This window comes from Kribbella sp. NPDC002412 (genome assembly GCF_053592935.1).
Genome location: NZ_JBSFBL010000002.1, coordinates 84288 through 100345, shown reverse-complemented (window position 1 = coordinate 100345; position 16058 = coordinate 84288). Strand labels below are relative to the sequence as shown.

General features: G+C 68.4%; 15 protein-coding genes, 1 pseudogene and 1 riboswitch. Of the genes and pseudogenes, 8 read left to right on the top strand and 8 right to left on the bottom strand.

Annotated elements, in window-relative coordinates; genetic code table 11:
• Positions 1-42: 42 nt before the first annotated feature.
• From ACWCOV_RS02270 to ACWCOV_RS02255, 4 genes and pseudogenes are all read right to left on the bottom strand, one after another.
• Positions 43-1095, bottom strand: coding sequence for a ribonucleotide-diphosphate reductase subunit beta (locus ACWCOV_RS02270; RefSeq protein ID WP_449827392.1), 1053 nt, complete (start codon positions 1093-1095; stop codon positions 43-45).
• Complete coding sequence (locus tag ACWCOV_RS02265; protein ID WP_449827564.1) at positions 1092-3947, bottom strand: ribonucleoside-diphosphate reductase subunit alpha; 2856 nt, start codon at positions 3945-3947, stop codon at positions 1092-1094. The genes ACWCOV_RS02270 and ACWCOV_RS02265 overlap by 4 nt, the downstream gene beginning before the upstream one ends.
• Positions 3948-4080: 133 nt before the next feature.
• A riboswitch (cobalamin riboswitch) is annotated at positions 4081-4236 on the bottom strand.
• 122 nt (positions 4237-4358) lie between these two features.
• Positions 4359-4841, bottom strand: a pseudogene (locus ACWCOV_RS02260) (DinB family protein); the annotation flags it as partial.
• A 132-nt stretch (positions 4842-4973) separates the two neighbouring features.
• Positions 4974-6248 carry a Fic family protein gene (locus ACWCOV_RS02255; RefSeq protein ID WP_449827391.1) on the bottom strand — a complete coding sequence of 425 codons (1275 nt, stop codon included), beginning with the start codon at positions 6246-6248 and terminating at the stop codon, positions 4974-4976.
• A gap of 192 nt (positions 6249-6440) precedes the next feature.
• On the opposite strand from ACWCOV_RS02255, the gene ACWCOV_RS02250 reads away from it, so the two are divergent.
• The 4 genes from ACWCOV_RS02250 to ACWCOV_RS02235 all read left to right on the top strand — a co-directional run bounded on the left by ACWCOV_RS02250 (position 6441) and on the right by ACWCOV_RS02235 (position 9904).
• Positions 6441-6947 carry an FxLYD domain-containing protein gene (locus ACWCOV_RS02250; protein ID WP_449827390.1) on the top strand — a complete coding sequence of 169 codons (507 nt, stop codon included), beginning with the start codon at positions 6441-6443 and terminating at the stop codon, positions 6945-6947.
• Positions 6948-7009: 62 nt separating this feature from the next.
• Entirely contained in the window at positions 7010-7915 is a 906-nt protein-coding gene (locus ACWCOV_RS02245; protein WP_449827389.1) for a class I SAM-dependent methyltransferase, read from the top strand.
• Positions 7916-8282: 367 nt separating this feature from the next.
• Positions 8283-9281, top strand: a complete 999-nt coding sequence (locus tag ACWCOV_RS02240; RefSeq protein ID WP_449827388.1) for an alpha/beta fold hydrolase — start codon at positions 8283-8285, stop codon at positions 9279-9281.
• The gene (locus ACWCOV_RS02235; RefSeq protein WP_449827387.1) at positions 9278-9904 is read left to right on the top strand and encodes a class I SAM-dependent methyltransferase; all 627 of its coding nucleotides are present in this window, start codon (positions 9278-9280) and stop codon (positions 9902-9904) included. Before ACWCOV_RS02240 ends, ACWCOV_RS02235 begins: the two co-directional genes overlap by 4 nt.
• 1 nt (position 9905) lies before the next feature.
• Here the strand turns inward: ACWCOV_RS02235 and ACWCOV_RS02230 are convergent, their stop codons facing one another.
• Positions 9906-10406 carry a MarR family winged helix-turn-helix transcriptional regulator gene (locus ACWCOV_RS02230; RefSeq protein ID WP_449827386.1) on the bottom strand — a complete coding sequence of 167 codons (501 nt, stop codon included), beginning with the start codon at positions 10404-10406 and terminating at the stop codon, positions 9906-9908.
• A 106-nt stretch (positions 10407-10512) separates the two neighbouring features.
• On the opposite strand from ACWCOV_RS02230, the gene ACWCOV_RS02225 reads away from it, so the two are divergent.
• Entirely contained in the window at positions 10513-11190 is a 678-nt protein-coding gene (locus ACWCOV_RS02225; RefSeq protein WP_449827385.1) for a hypothetical protein, read from the top strand.
• Here ACWCOV_RS02225 and ACWCOV_RS02220 read toward each other — a convergent pair.
• The 3 genes from ACWCOV_RS02220 to ACWCOV_RS02210 form a co-directional block, all read right to left on the bottom strand.
• Positions 11146-11343, bottom strand: coding sequence for a hypothetical protein (locus ACWCOV_RS02220; RefSeq protein ID WP_449827384.1), 198 nt, complete (start codon positions 11341-11343; stop codon positions 11146-11148). The genes ACWCOV_RS02225 and ACWCOV_RS02220 overlap by 45 nt on opposite strands.
• 65 nt (positions 11344-11408) lie before the next feature.
• Positions 11409-12269, bottom strand: a complete 861-nt coding sequence (locus ACWCOV_RS02215; RefSeq protein ID WP_449827383.1) for a 3-methyladenine DNA glycosylase — start codon at positions 12267-12269, stop codon at positions 11409-11411.
• Complete coding sequence (locus tag ACWCOV_RS02210; RefSeq protein WP_449827382.1) at positions 12266-12748, bottom strand: GNAT family N-acetyltransferase; 483 nt, start codon at positions 12746-12748, stop codon at positions 12266-12268. Before ACWCOV_RS02210 ends, ACWCOV_RS02215 begins: the two co-directional genes overlap by 4 nt.
• A gap of 41 nt (positions 12749-12789) precedes the next feature.
• Between ACWCOV_RS02210 and ACWCOV_RS02205 the strand changes: the two genes are divergently transcribed.
• The 3 genes from ACWCOV_RS02205 to ACWCOV_RS02195 are packed head-to-tail and all read left to right on the top strand — an operon-like array spanning position 12790 to position 15996.
• Positions 12790-13578 carry a fumarylacetoacetate hydrolase family protein gene (locus ACWCOV_RS02205; RefSeq protein WP_449827381.1) on the top strand — a complete coding sequence of 263 codons (789 nt, stop codon included), beginning with the start codon at positions 12790-12792 and terminating at the stop codon, positions 13576-13578.
• Positions 13571-15088 (top strand): glutamate--tRNA ligase, encoded by a 1518-nt coding sequence (gene gltX, locus ACWCOV_RS02200; RefSeq protein WP_449827380.1) that lies wholly within the window; start codon positions 13571-13573, stop codon positions 15086-15088. The genes ACWCOV_RS02205 and gltX overlap by 8 nt, the downstream gene beginning before the upstream one ends.
• Positions 15088-15996, top strand: coding sequence for a CPBP family intramembrane glutamic endopeptidase (locus ACWCOV_RS02195; RefSeq protein ID WP_449827379.1), 909 nt, complete (start codon positions 15088-15090; stop codon positions 15994-15996). The genes gltX and ACWCOV_RS02195 overlap by 1 nt, the downstream gene beginning before the upstream one ends.
• The last annotated feature ends 62 nt before the right edge of the window (positions 15997-16058 follow it).

Below are 16058 nucleotides of genomic sequence, written 5' to 3'. Positions count from 1 at the left end.
GGGTAACCCCCGGGCTCAGCCCGGGGGTTGCCTGTTGTCTGGTCAGTCCCAGGTCAGGCCGCTCGACGACTGGTACTCGATGACTCGGGTCTCGAAGAAGTTCTTTTCCTTCTTCAGGTCCATCACCTCCGACATCCAGCCGAAGGGGTTCCGGGTCTCGCCGAAGATGGGCGCGAGGCCGATCTGCTCGGCGCGGCGGTCGGTGATGAAGTGCATGTACTGCTCGCACAGCTCTGCGGTCAGTCCGAGCATGCCGTGCGGCATCGTCGCCCGCCCGTACGCGACCTCGAGCTCACACGCCTCGGTCAGCATCTGCCGCACCTCGGCCTGGAACGCCGCCGTCCACAGGTGCGGGTTCTCCTGCTTGATCTGGTTGATGCAGTCGATGCCGAAGTTCAGGTGGATCGACTCGTCGCGCAGGATGTACTGGTACTGCTCGGCGATCCCGACCATCTTGTTCCGCCGGCCCAGCGACAGGATCTGCGCGAACCCGGTGTAGAACCACATCCCCTCGAACACCACGTAGAACGCGATCAGGTCTCGCAGGAACGCGGTGTCGGCCTCCGGCGTCCCGGTGCGGAAGTCCGGATCCTCCAGGTGCTGGGTGTACTTCAGCGCCCAGGCGTCCTTGTCCGAGATCGACGGCACCTCCCGGTACATGTTGAACAACTCGCCTTCGTCCAGGCCGAGCGACGTACAGATGTACTGGAACGTGTGCGTGTGCACGGCCTCCTCGAACGCCTGGCGCAGCAGGTACTGCCGGCATTCGGGGTTGGTCAGCTGCCGGTAGACGGCCAGCACGATGTTGTTGGCGACCAGCGACTCCGCAGTGGCGAAGAAGCCGAGGTTCCGCTTCAGCATCATCCGCTCGTCGTCGGTCAGGCCGTCGCGAGACTTCCAGAGTGCGATGTCGGCCTGCATGGACACCTCGGTCGGCATCCAGTGGTTGTTGCATCCGGCAAGGTACTTCTCCCAGGCCCACCGGTACTTCAGCGGCAGCAACTGGTTCACGTCCGCCCGCGCGTTGATCATCGCCTTGTCGTCGACGTGCACCCGTCCGGCGCCGACCGCGATCTCTCCGAGTCCGGTGGTCACTGGCAGGCCTCGCAGTCGGGGTCGTCGAGGGAGCACACGGCTCCGGTCGGTTCGGGCAGGGGAGCGGCCAGCGGATCGGGCGACGGGAGCGAGACGGGTACGGCGTTCAGCCGCCCATCGGTGCCTTGCAGCGTGGACTTCTCCACATGGGTCGCTGACTGGGAACGCAGGTAATAAGTCGTCTTGAGGCCATGACGCCATGCCGACCGGTACAGCTCGTCCAGCGCCCGGCCCGACGGCGCGGCCATGTAGAGGTTGAGCGACTGCGCCTGGTCGATCCACTTCTGCCGTCGCGACGCCGCCTTCACCAGCCACCGCGGCTCGATCTCGAACGCGGTCGCGTACAGCTCACGCAGGTCGGCCGGGACCCGCTCGATCCGGGCCAGGATGCCGTCGTGGTACTTCAGGTCCGACACCATCACCTGATCCCACAGCCCGCGCGCCTTCAGGTCGGCGACCAGGTACGGGTTCGCCACGGTGAACTCGCCGGACATGTTCGACTTCACGAACAGGTTGCTGTACGCCGGCTCGATCGACTGGCTCACCCCGCAGATGTTGGAGATCGTCGCGGTGGGCGCGATCGCCATCACGTTGGAGTTGCGCATGCCGTCGCGGCGGACCTTCGCCCGGAGCAGGTCCCAGTCGAGTTGTCTGCTCTCGTCAACGATCACGTCGCCGTCCCGGGCGCTCCGCAGCAGCGCGATCGAGTCGATCGGCAACACGCCCTGGCTCCAGAGCGAACCGTCGTACGTCGAGTAGCGGCCGCGCTCGGCGGCGAGGTCGCTGGAGGCCTCGATCGCGTGGTAGCTGATCTGCTCCATCGAGGTGTCGGCGAAGGTGACGGCCGCGTCGGAGGAGTACGGGATCCGCAGCCGGAACAGCGCGTCGGCGAACCCCATCAGGCCGAGACCGACCGGGCGATGCCGCTGGTTGGCGCGCTCGGACTCCGGGGTGGTGTAGAGGTTCACGTCGATGACGTTGTCGAGCATCCGGACCGCTGCCTTCACGGTGTCGCGCAGCAGCTCGGCGTCGAGGCCGTCGTCGGTGAGGTGCGCGACCAGGTTGACCGAACCGAGGTTGCAGACCGCGGTCTCGTCGACAGTGGTGTTGAGGGTGATCTCGGTGCACAGGTTCGACGAGTGGACGACGCCGTCGTGCTGCTGCGGCGACCGCAGGTTGCAGGCGTCCTTGAAGGTGATCCAGGGATGGCCGGTCTCGAACAGCACGGTCAGCATCCGCCGCCACAGCTCGACCGCCCGGACCCGGCGGAACACCTTGATCTCGCCCCGGTCCGCCGCTTCCTCGTAGCCGCGGTAGGCCTCGGCGAAGGCAGCGCCGTACAGATCGTGGAGGTCGGGGACCTCGTCGGGGGAGAAGAGCGTCCACTGGCCGTCGGCCTCGACGCGCTGCATGAACAGGTCGGGCACCCAGTTCGCCGTGTTCATGTCGTGGGTCCGGCGGCGTTCGTCGCCGGTGTTCTTGCGGAGGTCGAGGAACTCCTCGAGGTCGATGTGCCAGGTCTCCAGGTAGGCGCACACCGCGCCCTTGCGCTTGCCGCCCTGGTTGACCGCGACGGCGGTGTCGTTGGCGATCTTCAGGAACGGTACGACGCCCTGCGACTCACCGTTGGTTCCGCGGATCCTGGCGCCGATGCCGCGGACCGGGGTCCAGTCGTTGCCGAGGCCGCCGGAGTACTTGGCGAGCAGGGCGTTGTTGCGGATCTTGGTGAAGATGCCGCCCAGGTCGTCCTCGACCGTGGTGAGGAAGCAGGACGACAGCTGCGGCCTGGTCGTGCCGGAGTTGAACAGCGTCGGCGTGGACGACATGAACCGGAACGAGCTGAGCAGCTCGTAGAACTGGATCGCCCGCGCCTCCCGGTCGTCCTCGCGCAGCGCCATCCCCATCGCGACCCGCAGGAAGAAGGCCTGCGGCAGCTCGTACCGAACCTTGTCGATGTGCAGCAGGTAGCGGTCGTAGAGAGTCTGCAGTCCGAGGAACGCGAAGTCGAGGTCACGCTCGGGCTTGATCGCGGCCGCCAGCGCGGTCAGGTCGAAGCTCGCGAGCTCCTGGTCGAGCTGGCCGGCCTCGATCCCGGTCCGGATGTACTCCGGGAAGTACTCCGGGTACGCCGTGGTCATATCGGCCTGGCTCGCCTGCCGTGGCTCACCGTGGACCCGGCCGAGCGCCTCACGGCGGATCTGGTCGAGCAGCAGGCGGGCGGCGGCGAAGCTGTACTGCGGCTCGGTCTCGACGTACGACCGGGCGGCCATCACCAGCGCGAGCTCGACCTCGTGCTGGCCGATGCCGTCGTAGCAGGAGCCGAGCGTCTCGTCGAGGATCAACTGCGGATCGACCGAGTCGAGGCCGTCGGCAGCCTCGGCGACGATCACACGCAGCCGGTCGAGGTCGAGTGGCGCCGCGCTGCCGTCGGCCGCGCGCACGGTGATGGCCGGCTTCTCGGTGACACCGGCCGGGTCGGCGGGCGTGCGAGCGCGGGTACGCTCCTCCCGGTAGAGGACGTAGGCGCGGGCGACCTGGTGCTCGCCGGCGCGCATCAGCGCCAGCTCGACCTGGTCCTGGACGTCCTCGACCTGGACGCTGCGGCGGGCTTGGTGGTGGCGGGGGCCACGACTGGTCAGGGCGTCGACGACCCGGCCGGTCAGGTCGGTCACCAGGTCCCGGACCCGATGCGTCGTGCCCGCGTCGGCGCCCTCGACGGCGAGGAACGCCTTGGTCATGGCGACCGCGATCTTGGACTGGTCGAACGCCGTACTGCTGCCGTCGCGGCGGACGACGGTCAGCTCGATCGACGGCTGGTCGGCCCCCGGTCGTGATGAGGAAGTGACGGTCACAGATGCTCTTTCCACGCGAGTTCGGAGGGCCTCGTCTCGCGGGCGGGAAGCATGACGGGACAGGCAGCACCGGCCGGGACTGCGCCTGTCACGCCCTGCGACCCGCCCTCGAGGTCTCGGACCGCGCGCACCGGCGGTGCGCGCGCCGGTGGCAGGTACTCGGACTTGCGGAAGGGTTCCGCTCACCGTTGCGGGGCAGTTCCGGATTCGCACCGGATTCCCCTGTTGCCTCGGAGTCACCCACATCTTGTGGTGTTGATGCCTCCGAACCACCAGCAGTAGTGATGCTAGGTGGCGGCTCCGACATTTTGTGGCAGCGCCACGCCGCGTGTCGCACATCTTGTGGTCCCCACCGCCCCGCGTCTCAGCCGCCGCCGCGTGGAGGTCCTGCAGCGTCATGATCTCGGAGCCGTGGTGGATCAGCTCGCGGTTGAGACGCAGCACGACGTGACCGAAAGGCTCGGCGGCGTCGAGCTCGGTCGCCTGGCTGAGGCCGACCGTCATCACCTGCTCCTCGTCCAGCGCGGCGACCGAGTCACGCCAGGTCTCGACCCAGTGCGTCAGCCAGGCGACGGCGTCGCGGGCGTTGCCGTGCAGCGTGATGTCGGCGCGTCCTTGCCTGCGCTCGCCGAACGTCCACTCCCAGCGCTCGAAGAACGCCTCGGTCAGGTGGGCGATCAGCCACGCGATCGTGCGCGGGCCACGGTGGTCCGGCTCATCCGGCCACTGCGCGACCCACTCGCCGGAACCGAGGGACCGGAACCGGCCGGCGTAGTGGCGCCGGACGACGGTCAGCGCCTCGCCGCTCGGCTGCCAGAAGTACTGCTCGTCGGTCAGCTCCGCGAGCCGGGTGGACAGCACCATCCAGCTGAAGCCGAGCTGGCCGCGGACCATCGCCATCGCCGATGGGCGGTACAGGATGTCCCAGTCGAACGGCTCCGGCATCACGGTTCCTCACGCTCCCGGTCGGATTTTGCAGCAGGATCGAACATGTGTTCGAATTGTTGCCCGAACGGGAGGGGAAAGTCAATGAGCGCTGCGTGTTGGTTCTGGCCTCGACGGGACCGGTCTGCTAGGCGGTTCGATCCGCGTATCGGCCGCCGGGCTGGCGAAACGCCGTTCCAGCAAGGTGAAGGCGTCGATCAGTTCGGGAGCCTCGTAGACGCGGTTCCGGCGGCCGTCGGTGACCTCCCGCAGGACGCGAGCTTCGACCAGCCGCGCGAGCGCCTGGTTGGCGGCCTGTTGCGACCGGTCGATCAGTTTCGCCGCGCCCGCGAGGGTGAGCACCGGGGCGGCGGGCAGCGTCTCGATCAGCAACTCCACGGCCGAGCCGGCCCGCACAGGTGCGGCGCGGTCCCGCCAGGCGCTCTTGAGATCGGCCGCCGTTCGCTCGAAGCGGGCGGCCTCCGCGGTGGCGTGGCTACACGCTGCGGCGAACATCAGCAGCCACTGGTTGGCTGCCGTGCGGGCCCGCGGGGTGGTCGGCTTGCCAACGTGCCGGAAGGCGGTGAGCGCCTCGATGTACTGCGTCGCGTGGGTCGCGAGCGACAGCGACACCGGCGGGACTGTCCGCTCGACCAGGCCCTCGGCGCGCAGGATCAGGTGGATCAGCGCGCGGCCGGTCCGTCCGTTGCCATCGGCAAAGGGATGGATGGTCTCGAACTGTGCGTGCGCGATCGCGGTCTTCGCCAGCACCGGCAGGCGGGACTCGCGGACGAATGCCATCAGGTCGGCGAGGAGCTCGGGGACCGACTGCGCCGGCGGCGGGACGTAGTACGCCTCGGCAGGGGAGCGGCCGCCGATCCAGTTCTGCAGGTACCTGACCTCGCCACCGACCTCCGGCGTCGGCGAGTGCGCCATCAGCCGACGGTGGGCTTCGAGCAGGTGCTCGACCTCGAGTTTGTCACCGGCGTGCACGGACTCCGTCACCCAGGTCATCGCGTCGACGGCGCCGAGCACCTCTTCGGCGGTCACGTCACGCTGTCGCTCCTGCAGGACTTCGGCCTTCAGCAGGCGGCGTGCGCCGACGACCAGTCCTTCGATCTGCGACGACCCGACCGCCTCGGCCCGCAGCAGCAGTCGCGCCAACGCCTCGCTGTTCGTCAGGACGGCGGCCGTCGCGTCGAGCCGGGCGAGATCGCCGGCCGCGTCCTCCAAGGCGGCCAGCGCGTCGTCGCTCAGGTCGAACGTCCGTTCAACCAAAGGATCGGGGAAATACAGCTCGTACGACCCGCCCAGCCGCTCGGCCCGGGTGAACCCGTCCGGGTGCCCAGGCCACCGATGCAACTCCACCCGCGCCATGACCACGTCCCTTCCTTGTTCAAGCTTACTCCACAACCTTGAACAAGGCAGCAAGGAGGTGAAGGAGAGTGAGACCGAATCGTGATTACTCAGCGTTGCGATCCGGGGTAGAGTCACGCGGAGTGACGCGCCGGGGGAACGGCCGGAAGGCCGCGGCGCCGCCACGTCTGACCGTATTCCGAGGGGGGAATCGTGACGCAGTACCCGCAGCAGCAGCATGCCCAGTTTCAGTCGGCACCGCAGTACCAGCAGCCGCCGAAGAAGAAGCACACGGTGCGGAACGTCTTTCTCGTTCTGCTGGCCCTGAGCTTCCTCGGCATCGGCGGCTGTGTGGCCTTCGTGGCGTCGGCCGGCGACGAGATCGCCAAGAGCGTGCAGGAGTCGACGGCTCGCACCGAACCGCAGGAAGTCGCTGTGGGGAAGGCGTTTTCGATCGGCAAGCACCAGACGCTGGCCGGCTGGACGGTGACCAGCCAGGCCGAGATGTTCTCGATCACCGGCAAGGTGAAGAACGTCAGCGACACCACCTCGACCGCATTTCTGCACTTCAAGTTCCTCAGCAAGACCGGCGAGGTGCTGGGCAACGTCCAGTGCAACAGCAGCGACCTGGAGCCGGGCCAGACCCAGGTGCTGAACTGCGTCCCGGATGGGCGGTTCAGCAAGGCCTACGTGAAGGTCACGGCCGAAGCGACGTTCTGACGACGGGGGTGGGCCCCGCCGTCCGGCGGGGCCCACGTCATGACTGTGAGTGAGAACCGCCGATGAGCATGAGCGCGGAGATGTGGACCTGGGCTTGGGCAGACTGGGCCGTGGCTGAACGCGAGCGGACGGAGGAGCCGGTGAGCCTGGACGCGGAGACTCGGCAGATGGTGGCGGCCAACGAGGCCGACTGGGACGCGCGGGCGCCGTTGCACGCGGCCAGCCAGTTCTACAATCAGCCGGCGGAGTACTGGTTCGCGGACTACGAGTGGGAGGACCTCGGTCCGCTCGAGGGCCGCGACGTGCTGCACCTGCAATGTCACCTCGGGACTGAGACGATCGCGTTCGCGCGTCGTGGGGCGCGGACTGTCGGGTTGGATCTGTCGGCGAAGTCACTCGAGGAAGCGCGCGGGATCGCGGCCGAGTCGGGGCAGGCAGTCGAGTATGTGCACGCCAACGTGTACGACGCCGTCGAGGCAGTGCGGGGTCGTCAGTTCGATGTCGTCTACACCGGCAAGGGTGCGCTCTGCTACCTGCCGGATCTGCAGCCCTGGGCGAAGGTCGTCCGCGACTTGCTCAAGCCCGGTGGTGCCCTGTACATCGTCGAGTTTCACCCGCTCCTCAATGCGCTTCGGCCGGTGTCGCTGCCCGGTGAGTCCGAGGAGCTGACGATTCGCACCGACTACCTGGAAGGTCGCGGTCCGATCGCGCACGACTCGACCGTGACGTACACCGGCGACGAAGTCCCCGGTCGGCAACGCAGCTACGAATGGCGACACGGCCTCGGCGAGCTCGTCACCACCCTCGCCGCCAACGGCTTCACCATCACCAGCCTCCGCGAGTCCGAAGTCCTCCAATGGCCTCGCTGGCCCACCATGCAGCAAACTCCGGAAGGCTGGTGGCGCCTCCCCGACGAGTCGCCCCGCGTCCCCCTCCTCTTCGCCCTCAAAGCGACCGTCTCAAAATAGCCAGTCTCAAAATCAAGTCTCATAATCATGAGATTTCGAGATGGCGATAGATGGTTGCTCGGGAGACTCCGAAGCGAGTGACGCCTGGCCTGCCCGCTGCTGGTCTGCGTCGCAACTGAGGATCGTGAGACGCCGCTGGAGACCGCCAGAGAGCTTGCCGACCGTGCGCCGCGAGGCGAACTGCGTGCCTACCCAGGCACTCACTTCACCTTCTACACAGACCCCGCGTTCCGGGATCGGGCGGTTGCCGACCAGATCGAGTTCTTTCGCTGCGTGTGAGCTGTTTCATCAGCCGCGGTGTCACGCGCGGTCGACGCCCAGGTGTCCAGACGTGCGAACAGCTGCTGGACCAAGCCAAGGGGTCACCATGGTCAACCTGGACAACACACCTCAACCCTCAACCGCCCGTTCGGCTCGCAAGCGGCGCTGGCGCCGCTGGTTGGCGGCTGCGCTGGCAGTGTTGCTGGCCATGCTGCTGTTCGGTGCGTACGGCTGGCAGCCGGCCGAGGAGGGCCGCGCATACCGCTCGCCGTACCTGGCCCAGGTCGGATCACGGTACGCCGAGACGCCCATCGCCCGCTTCCACTACGTCCGGGCCGGATCCGGCGCGCCGGTGATCCTGCTCTCGCCCGGCGGCACTTCTGTCATCGGCTGGAAGGATCAAGTCGACGTGCTGGCCCGTGACCACACGGTGTACGTGGTCGACCTTCCCGGTCAGGGCTACACCCAGCTGAAGGATTCCGGCTTCGCCTTCGACCTGGATGCCATGGTCTCCGCGGTCGGCGCGTTCATGGACGGCGTCGGCGTCCGGCAGGCCGCGCTGGCGGGCAACTCCTGGAGCGGCGGCTGGGCCCTGGCCTTCGCCCAGCGTCACCCCGATCGTGTCACGCGGCTGGCTCTGCTGGACGCCACCGGACTCGACCTGCGGGGCACCCTGATGTGGGAATCGCTGAAGATCCCCGTCATCGGCGAACTGGCGGTCAAGCTGTCCACCGGCAAGTCCACCGTTCGCGGGCTGGCCGAGGGCATGCTGGTCAACAAGGGCCGCCTCACCGAGCAACTGCTGGACGAGTGGTGGGCTCCGATGACCTTCCACGACAACATCCGCGCCACCTACCTGCTGGAACGGCGTCTGGACTGGGCGCCGTCGGAAGCCGCCATCCCTGCCACCAAGACGCCGACGCTGGTGCTCTGGGGCAAGCAGGACACCATTCAGCCTGTCGAGCGCGCGTACCGTTTCGCGGAACTGCTCCCGAACGACCAGCTCGTGATCCTGGACGGCTGTGGTCACGTCCCCCAGCTGGACTGCCCGGACCAGGTCAACCGTCACCTCCTGGCGTTCTTCGCCGGTACTGTGCCTCGATGAGCGACCGGGCGCAGCGCGAGAGTGATCTGATCGACTACTACACCAACGAGGTGCAGGACCGTCGGGATCGGGAGTTGCCCGACGCCAGGATCGACGTACGGAAGGACTTTGTCGGCCTGCTGCACGCCGAGGGGCGTCGATCGGTCGTGGAGATCGGTTGTGGACCTGGCCGCGACGGCGAGGCGCTCCTGGCAGCGGGGCTCGACTACACCGGGGTCGATCTGGCACCGGCCAGCGTCGAGGCTTGCCGGTCGCTTGGTCTGACGGCGTACGTCGGGTCTGTGCTCGAGCTGCCGTTCGAGGACGGGGCGTTCGAGGCGGGCTGGACGATGAGTACGTTGCTGCATGTGGCGGACGAGGATCTCGACGCTGCGTTGGCGGAGATCGTGCGGGTGTTGCAGCCGGGTGCGCCGTTGGGGGTCGGGCTGTGGGGTGACGAAGTGGGCGGAGAGCGGGTTTGGCAGGACGACAGCGGTCACGGGCCCGGCCGCTTCTTCAGCATTCGCACCGACAGTGCTGTTCAGGAAGCGCTTGCGCGTCACGGAACGATCGAGCAGTGGCTGGACTGGAGCGTCGGCGGTCCAATGCACTACCAGTGGGCGCTGCTGCGCACGCCGGCCTGAGTCAGTCTGAGGCGGCTCGGCGTCGGGTGGCGTGGGCGCGGCCTTGGGTGCGGAGGTTGGTGGTTTCGGTCAGGGCGTCTTCGCGGCCTTGGCGGAGGAAGTCGAGGAGGAAGGCCAGTTCGGCGTCGGTGTAGGCGGAGACCTGGTGCTGCCAGCGTTCGCCGATGGGTTCGTAGTAGCGGGCGATGTCGGCGACGCGTTCTGGGACGACCTGGACGACGACCCGGCGGCGGTCGGCGGAGTCGGGCTCGCGGCGGACGTAGCCGGCCCGTTCGAGGCGGTCGACCAGGCGGGTGACGGCGCCGGTGGTCATCCCCATCAGGTCGGCCAGCCGCCGTACTCCGGCCGGACCGATCTCCAGCAGGGCGCCGATCGCGTGGACGTCGGTCAACGGCATGCCGAGCTGGTCGGCGACGGCGATCTGGTAGCGAGTCGCGGCCGAGACGTACCACGGCATCTCCTGGACCAACGCCGCCAGTAGCTCCGCCCGCTTCCTCGCCATAGGCCAAACCTAAGGGTTGCCCTGACTCTTCCCCGGTAGTTGCTTCCAGCAGTAGCTGCTTCAAGCAGCGAAATGCTTGACTCCCAGCCAGGAGAGAGGAGTCGGGATGAAGCCGTACTACCTGGTGGTGGCGTTCAGCGCCCTGATCACGGGACTGTTCAACCTCGGCGAGTTCCTGCCCTGGCCGGTCGCCGTGCTGGCCGGCGCGGCGTGGGGCGGGGTGATGTGCCTGCTCGCGCACTGGCTCGCCGGGGGATCGCGAGGCTCGTCGCGGCGGCGAGTTGGCGGGCGTGGTGCGCGGGCTGAGGATGTGTTGATTGCGGTTGGCGCGGCTGGGTTCGCGTTTGCCGGGTGTGGTGGGCTGATGGCGATCCTGCTGCTCAAGGGTGCGCTGAACAGCACGTCGCTCACCGGCGAGGCGCTGGGGCAGATGTTCCTGCCGTCGATCCCGTACTACATCGCGGTCAACAGCGTGCTCGAGATCCTCGTCATCCCACTGATCCTGTACGTCGGCTGGCGTCCGGGCCGGCGCCGGTTCCTGATCGTGGCCGCCGCCGCGCTCTACTTCGCGATGCGCGTCTGGACCTATCTCGCGTTCGTCCCCGCCCGCCTCGGCTGGGCCGACTCCAGCCACTCCACGCAGCCGCTGACGCCGGCCGAACGTACGCAGGCGTTCGACGACCTGATGCTCAACGACCCGCGCTGGATCCTGCTGCTGGTGATGTTCGCCCTGCTCCTGCTAGCGGCGTTGCTGCGGCCCGCGGATCGCGACGTACAGCAGTGACACCCCGGCGGCGGCGATGATCGGGCCGACGATGGCCCAGAAGCTGCTGCCGGTCATCGAGCTGCCCTCGAGATAACCGAGCCCTTGGAACGTGAAGACGGCGCCGCAGACGGTGAGCAGGACGCCTAGCGCGATCGCGACGATCTTCCCCATGCCACGAGCCTAGACGCTGACGGCCGAGTCGTGTCGACGACCCGGTCCCTTGAGCACGGCCGCATTCAACCACCCGGCTGGAGGAGTTCGTCGCACAAGGCAACGAGTTGCCGCCGCAGCGGCAGGGCGCGGGCGGCGAAGGCGCGCTGGGCGGCGGCGTACTCGGCCTTTCCGGCGGGCGTCTCGATCGCGACCGGCTGATAGCCGAGCGCCGACAGGTCGTACGGCGAGGCGCGCATGTCCAACGTGCGGATGTCGCGAGCCAGCTCGAAACAGTCCAGGACCAAGGCGCTCGGTGTGAACGGCATCAGCTTGCCGGCCCACTTGTAGAGGTCCATGTTGGCGTGCAGGCAGCCGCCCTGCTCCAGCGCCGGCTGGGACTCGCGGGTGGGCTGCAGGACGTTCAGCCCGCGCGCCGGCGTGGTGAAGAACCGGAAGGCGTCGAAGTGCGAGCAGGCGATCTTGTGCGACTCGACCACCCGATCGGTGCCCTCGGCACCTAGTCGCAACGGCCACTTCTCGTGCCGTACGTCGGACGTCCGGTAGACCATCGCCCACTCGTGCATCCCGAAGCAGCCGAACTGCGGCTGGCGGTCCGCGGTCGCCGCGAGCAGCTCGCGAATCCACTGAATGCTGTCGCGCCGCCGGTCGACCTCGGCCGGATCCAGGACGGTCACGCCGGCGACGGACGTGTAGCCGCGGCGTCCGTCGTACTCGGGTGCGTCGAGGAGCCGGACGCCGGGGCCGGGGTGCCAGACGCGGAGCTGGTTGGGGCGGATGGGGTAGTAGGTGAACAGGAAGTCCTCGACCGGGTGCGCTTCGCGGCGACGCCGGCGGTCCAGGTGGTCCGCGACCAACGAGTCGACGCGGGCGCCATGGGCGTCAGCCGACGACGTCCATTCCGAGCGGGGCAGCGTGACGGTCACAGGTCCAGAGCGAAGGCGTAGAGATCGATGTCGGCGAGCGGCGACCAGTCTCGCTCGGGCAGGCGGACGAAGCCGAGTCGCTCGTAGATGTGGTGCGCGGCCGCCATGTACGACGCACTGCTCAGGACGATCCTGGACAGCCCGAGCTCGCGGGTGCGCTCGATGCAGCGCACGGTCAGCGCCGTCCCGATGCCCAGCCCACGGGCACGACCCGGTACGGCGAGCAGCCGGAACTCGCCCTCGTCGTCCAGGCCGATCTCCCGGTAGACCGAGCCGGGTGGACAGTAAGTAACCGTGCCGAGCAGACCAGTAGCGTCCGCCGCGACCCACAGCTCCGCCTTCGCGGCCCGGTTCGCCGCGGCGCGCACGGTCTGCGCGTAGCCGGGCTTCAGGAATCCGTCGTGCGCGTAGGCGTCCGCGGCCAGCTCACCGACCGCGTCGTACTCGGTGGGCCGGGCAAGCCGGATCTCTACAGTCACCGGATAACTGTCTCATCCCGGGCCGACGGTAGGCTCGGGCCGTGCGTATCGCCAGATTCTCCGTGGACGACGAGCCGAAGTACGGCGTCGTCGAGACCGACGACCCCGAAGGGCTCGTCGGCACCGTCTCCGTGCTCGACTCGGACCCGCTCTACCGGCCGGTCCAGTTCACCGGGGAGAAGCTGCAACTGGCCGACGTCCGGCTGCTGGCACCGGTGATCCCGCGCAGCAAGGTGGTCTGCGTCGGCCGCAACTACGCCGCGCACGCGGAGGAGCTCGGCAACGAGGTTCCCAAGGAGCCGATGATCTTCCTGAAGCCGAACACGAGCGTGATCGGCCCGCGCGACGGCATCGTCTACCCCGAGCAGACCAACAACCTGCACTTCGAGGGCGAGCTCGCGATCGTGATCGGCCGGATCTGCCGCGACCTGCCCAAGGAGCGGGTCAACGAGGTGATCTTCGGCTACACGGTGGCCAACGACGTCACCGCGCGCGACCTGCAGCAGACCGACGGGCAGTGGGCCCGGGCCAAGGGCTACGACACGTTCTGCCCGCTCGGCCCGTGGATCAGCACCGAGCTGGACGTGTCCGACCTGCAGGTCAGCACGACGGTGAACGGCGAGCCGAAGCAGGACGGGCGGACCTCGCAGTTCATCTTCGGCATCCCGGAGGTGCTGGCCTACATCACCTCCTTCACCACGCTGCTGCCCGGCGACGTGGTGCTCACCGGCACCCCGGCGGGGGTCGGCCCGATGCTGCCCGGCGACGAGGTGTCGGTCAGCGTCGAAGGAATCGGAACTCTGACGAACAAGGTGATCGTGCGTGACTGACGACGTGCTGGGCGACCTGGAACCGAACAAGGTGCGGGTGCGCTTCCCGCCGTCCCCGACCGGGCTGCTGACGGTCGGCAACATCCGCAGCGCGCTGTTCAACTGGGCCTTCGCGCGGCACTACGGCGGCACGCTGGTGCTCCGGATCGAGGACACCGACCAGGCCCGGAACACTCCGGAGGCCCTCGGCTACACGCTCGAGTCGCTGCGCTGGCTCGGCCTCACCTGGGACGAGGGCCCCGAGGTCGGCGGCGAGTACGGCCCGTACAAGCAGTCCGAGCGGATGGACATCTACGCCGACGTGGTGGCCAAGCTGCTCGCGGCCGGCAAGGCGTACCACTGCTACTGCTCGCAGGAGGAGCTCGACCAGCGCCGCGAGGCCGCCCGCACCGCCGGGCAGCACAGCGGGTACGACGGGCACTGCCGCCGGCTCACCGAGGAGCAGGTCCAGGCGTACGTCGACGAGGGCCGGCGGCCCGTGGTCCGGCTGCGGATGCCGGACCGCCCGATCGTGTTCGAGGACCTGGTCCGCGGCGAGATCACCTTCCTGCCGGAGAACCTGGGCGACTACGTGCTGGTCCGGGCGAACGGTTACCCGCTCTACCCGCTGGTGAACCCGGTCGACGACGCGCTGATGGAGATCACCCACGTGCTGCGCGGCGAGGACCTGCTCCCGTCGACGCCGCGGCAGATCGCGCTCTACGAGGCGCTGGCCGAGATCGGCGTCGGCAGCGGCCGGACCCCGCGGTTCGGTCACCTGCCGTTCGTGATGGGCACCGAGGGCAACAAGAAGCTGTCCAAGCGCGACCCCGGCGCCGGCCTCGGCGAGTACATGGAGCGCGGCTTCCTGCCCGAGGGCCTGCTGAACTACCTGGCCCTGCTCGGCTGGTCGATCGCCGAGGACCGCGACGTGTTCACGATGGCGGAGATGGTCGAGGCCTTCGACATCCGCAAGGTGAACGCGAACGCGGCCCGGTTCGACCCGAAGAAGTGCGAGGCGATCAATGCCGCGCACATGCGGATGCTGCCGGCCGACGACTTCGGGAACCGGATGATCCCGTTCCTGGCCAAGGCCGGGGTGCTCCCGGTCGAGCCGTCGGCGGACCAGCTCGCCGTCCTGCACGCCGCCGTGCCGCTGGTCCAGGAGCGGATGAACTCGCTGTCGGAGTCCGTCGACATGCTCGGCTTCCTGTTCGTCGACGAGGAGGCGTTCACCCTCGACCCGGACGCCGCCGGCAAGGTGCTCACCGGTGACGCGGGCGCCGTCCTGGAGGCGTCGGTGAAGGCGCTGGCCGACGTCGACTGGACCACCGAGGCGATCGAGGCGGCCCTGCGTACGTCGCTGATCGAGGGACTCGGTCTGAAGCCGAAGAACGCGTTCGGCCCGGTCCGGGTGGCGATCTCCGGGCGCCGGATCTCGCCGCCGCTGTTCGAGTCGCTGGAACTGCTCGGCCGGGAGAAGTCGCTGCACCGGCTCGAGCGCGCCCGCGCGTCCCTGCTGGCGGAGTGATGCCCGACGCGACCCCGGCGCCGTACCACCGGCTGCTGCGCAACCCGATCACGCCGGCCGGGTACGTGGTCCTCGGGGCCTTCACGATCTACGCGGGCTGGATCTTCGCCAGCCTGGTGATCGCGCTCGTCCAGCAGGGCATCCGGAAGGACCCCGAGGGCACTGTCTCGTGGTTCGGGTTGCTGGCGACGAACCTGTCGCTGATCGTGTTGATCCCGCTCTGCATGCTGGTGGCGCAGAAGCTGAACCGCCAGGCGCCGGGGCTGCTGTCCTCGGTGGCCGGGCAGCTGCGCTGGCGGCCGCTGGCCTGGTTCGCGGTGGCCGCTGTGCTGATCGAGCTGGTGATGGTCGGCGTGATCCAGTTCGGCGGCGTCGAGACGCTCGGCGACGGCAGTGGCGGGATCGCGCCGGATGCCGCCGGGGTGATTGCGGTCACGTTGCTCACGTCGACGTTCCAGGCCGCGGGGGAGGAGTACTTCTTCCGCGGCTACCTGCTGCAGGCGGTTGGTGCGTTGGTGCGCAGCTCGCTGATCGCGGTGCTGGTCACGACCGTGCTGTTCACGATGGCGCACGGGATCTGGCCGTGGGAGAGCCCGGCGCTGTTCCTGGACCGGTTCGCGTTCGGGCTGGTGGCCGGATTCCTCGTCGTCCGCACCGGCGGCCTGGAGGCGTCGATCGCGGTGCACGCGGCGAACAACGTGGTGACGTTCGTGTTCGCGGCGTTGACCGACAGCGTGGGCGACAGCCTGGGCGCCAAGGACGCGCCGTGGGGGCTCGTGATCGCCGACGTGGCGAAGTTCGCCGCGTTCGGTCTGGTGGCGTTGTGGATCGCGCGGCGGTCGAAGCTGGCGGCCGTCTGCGACCTGCCGCTGACCGCTGCGCCGTTGCCAGGCAAGAGGCTGGTGTGACGGGAGTGACAACCCGCCGGCGGGACCTCGTTTTGGTGTCTCGGCCCTTGCTCGGGTACTCT

Bases quoted from the DNA above. Each gene is read 5' to 3' on its own strand.
- ACWCOV_RS02255 (WP_449827391.1), bottom strand. From the start codon at position 6,248: ATGGCGCGGGTGGAGTTGCATCGGTGGCCTGGGCACCCGGACGGGTTC.
- ACWCOV_RS02245 (WP_449827389.1), top strand. From the start codon at position 7,010: ATGAGCATGAGCGCGGAGATGTGGACCTGGGCTTGGGCAGACTGGGCC.
- ACWCOV_RS02240 (WP_449827388.1), top strand. From the start codon at position 8,283: ATGGTCAACCTGGACAACACACCTCAACCCTCAACCGCCCGTTCGGCT.
- ACWCOV_RS02235 (WP_449827387.1), top strand. From the start codon at position 9,278: ATGAGCGACCGGGCGCAGCGCGAGAGTGATCTGATCGACTACTACACC.
- ACWCOV_RS02230 (WP_449827386.1), bottom strand. From the start codon at position 10,406: ATGGCGAGGAAGCGGGCGGAGCTACTGGCGGCGTTGGTCCAGGAGATG.
- ACWCOV_RS02225 (WP_449827385.1), top strand. From the start codon at position 10,513: ATGAAGCCGTACTACCTGGTGGTGGCGTTCAGCGCCCTGATCACGGGA.
- ACWCOV_RS02220 (WP_449827384.1), bottom strand. From the start codon at position 11,343: ATGGGGAAGATCGTCGCGATCGCGCTAGGCGTCCTGCTCACCGTCTGC.
- ACWCOV_RS02195 (WP_449827379.1), top strand. From the start codon at position 15,088: ATGCCCGACGCGACCCCGGCGCCGTACCACCGGCTGCTGCGCAACCCG.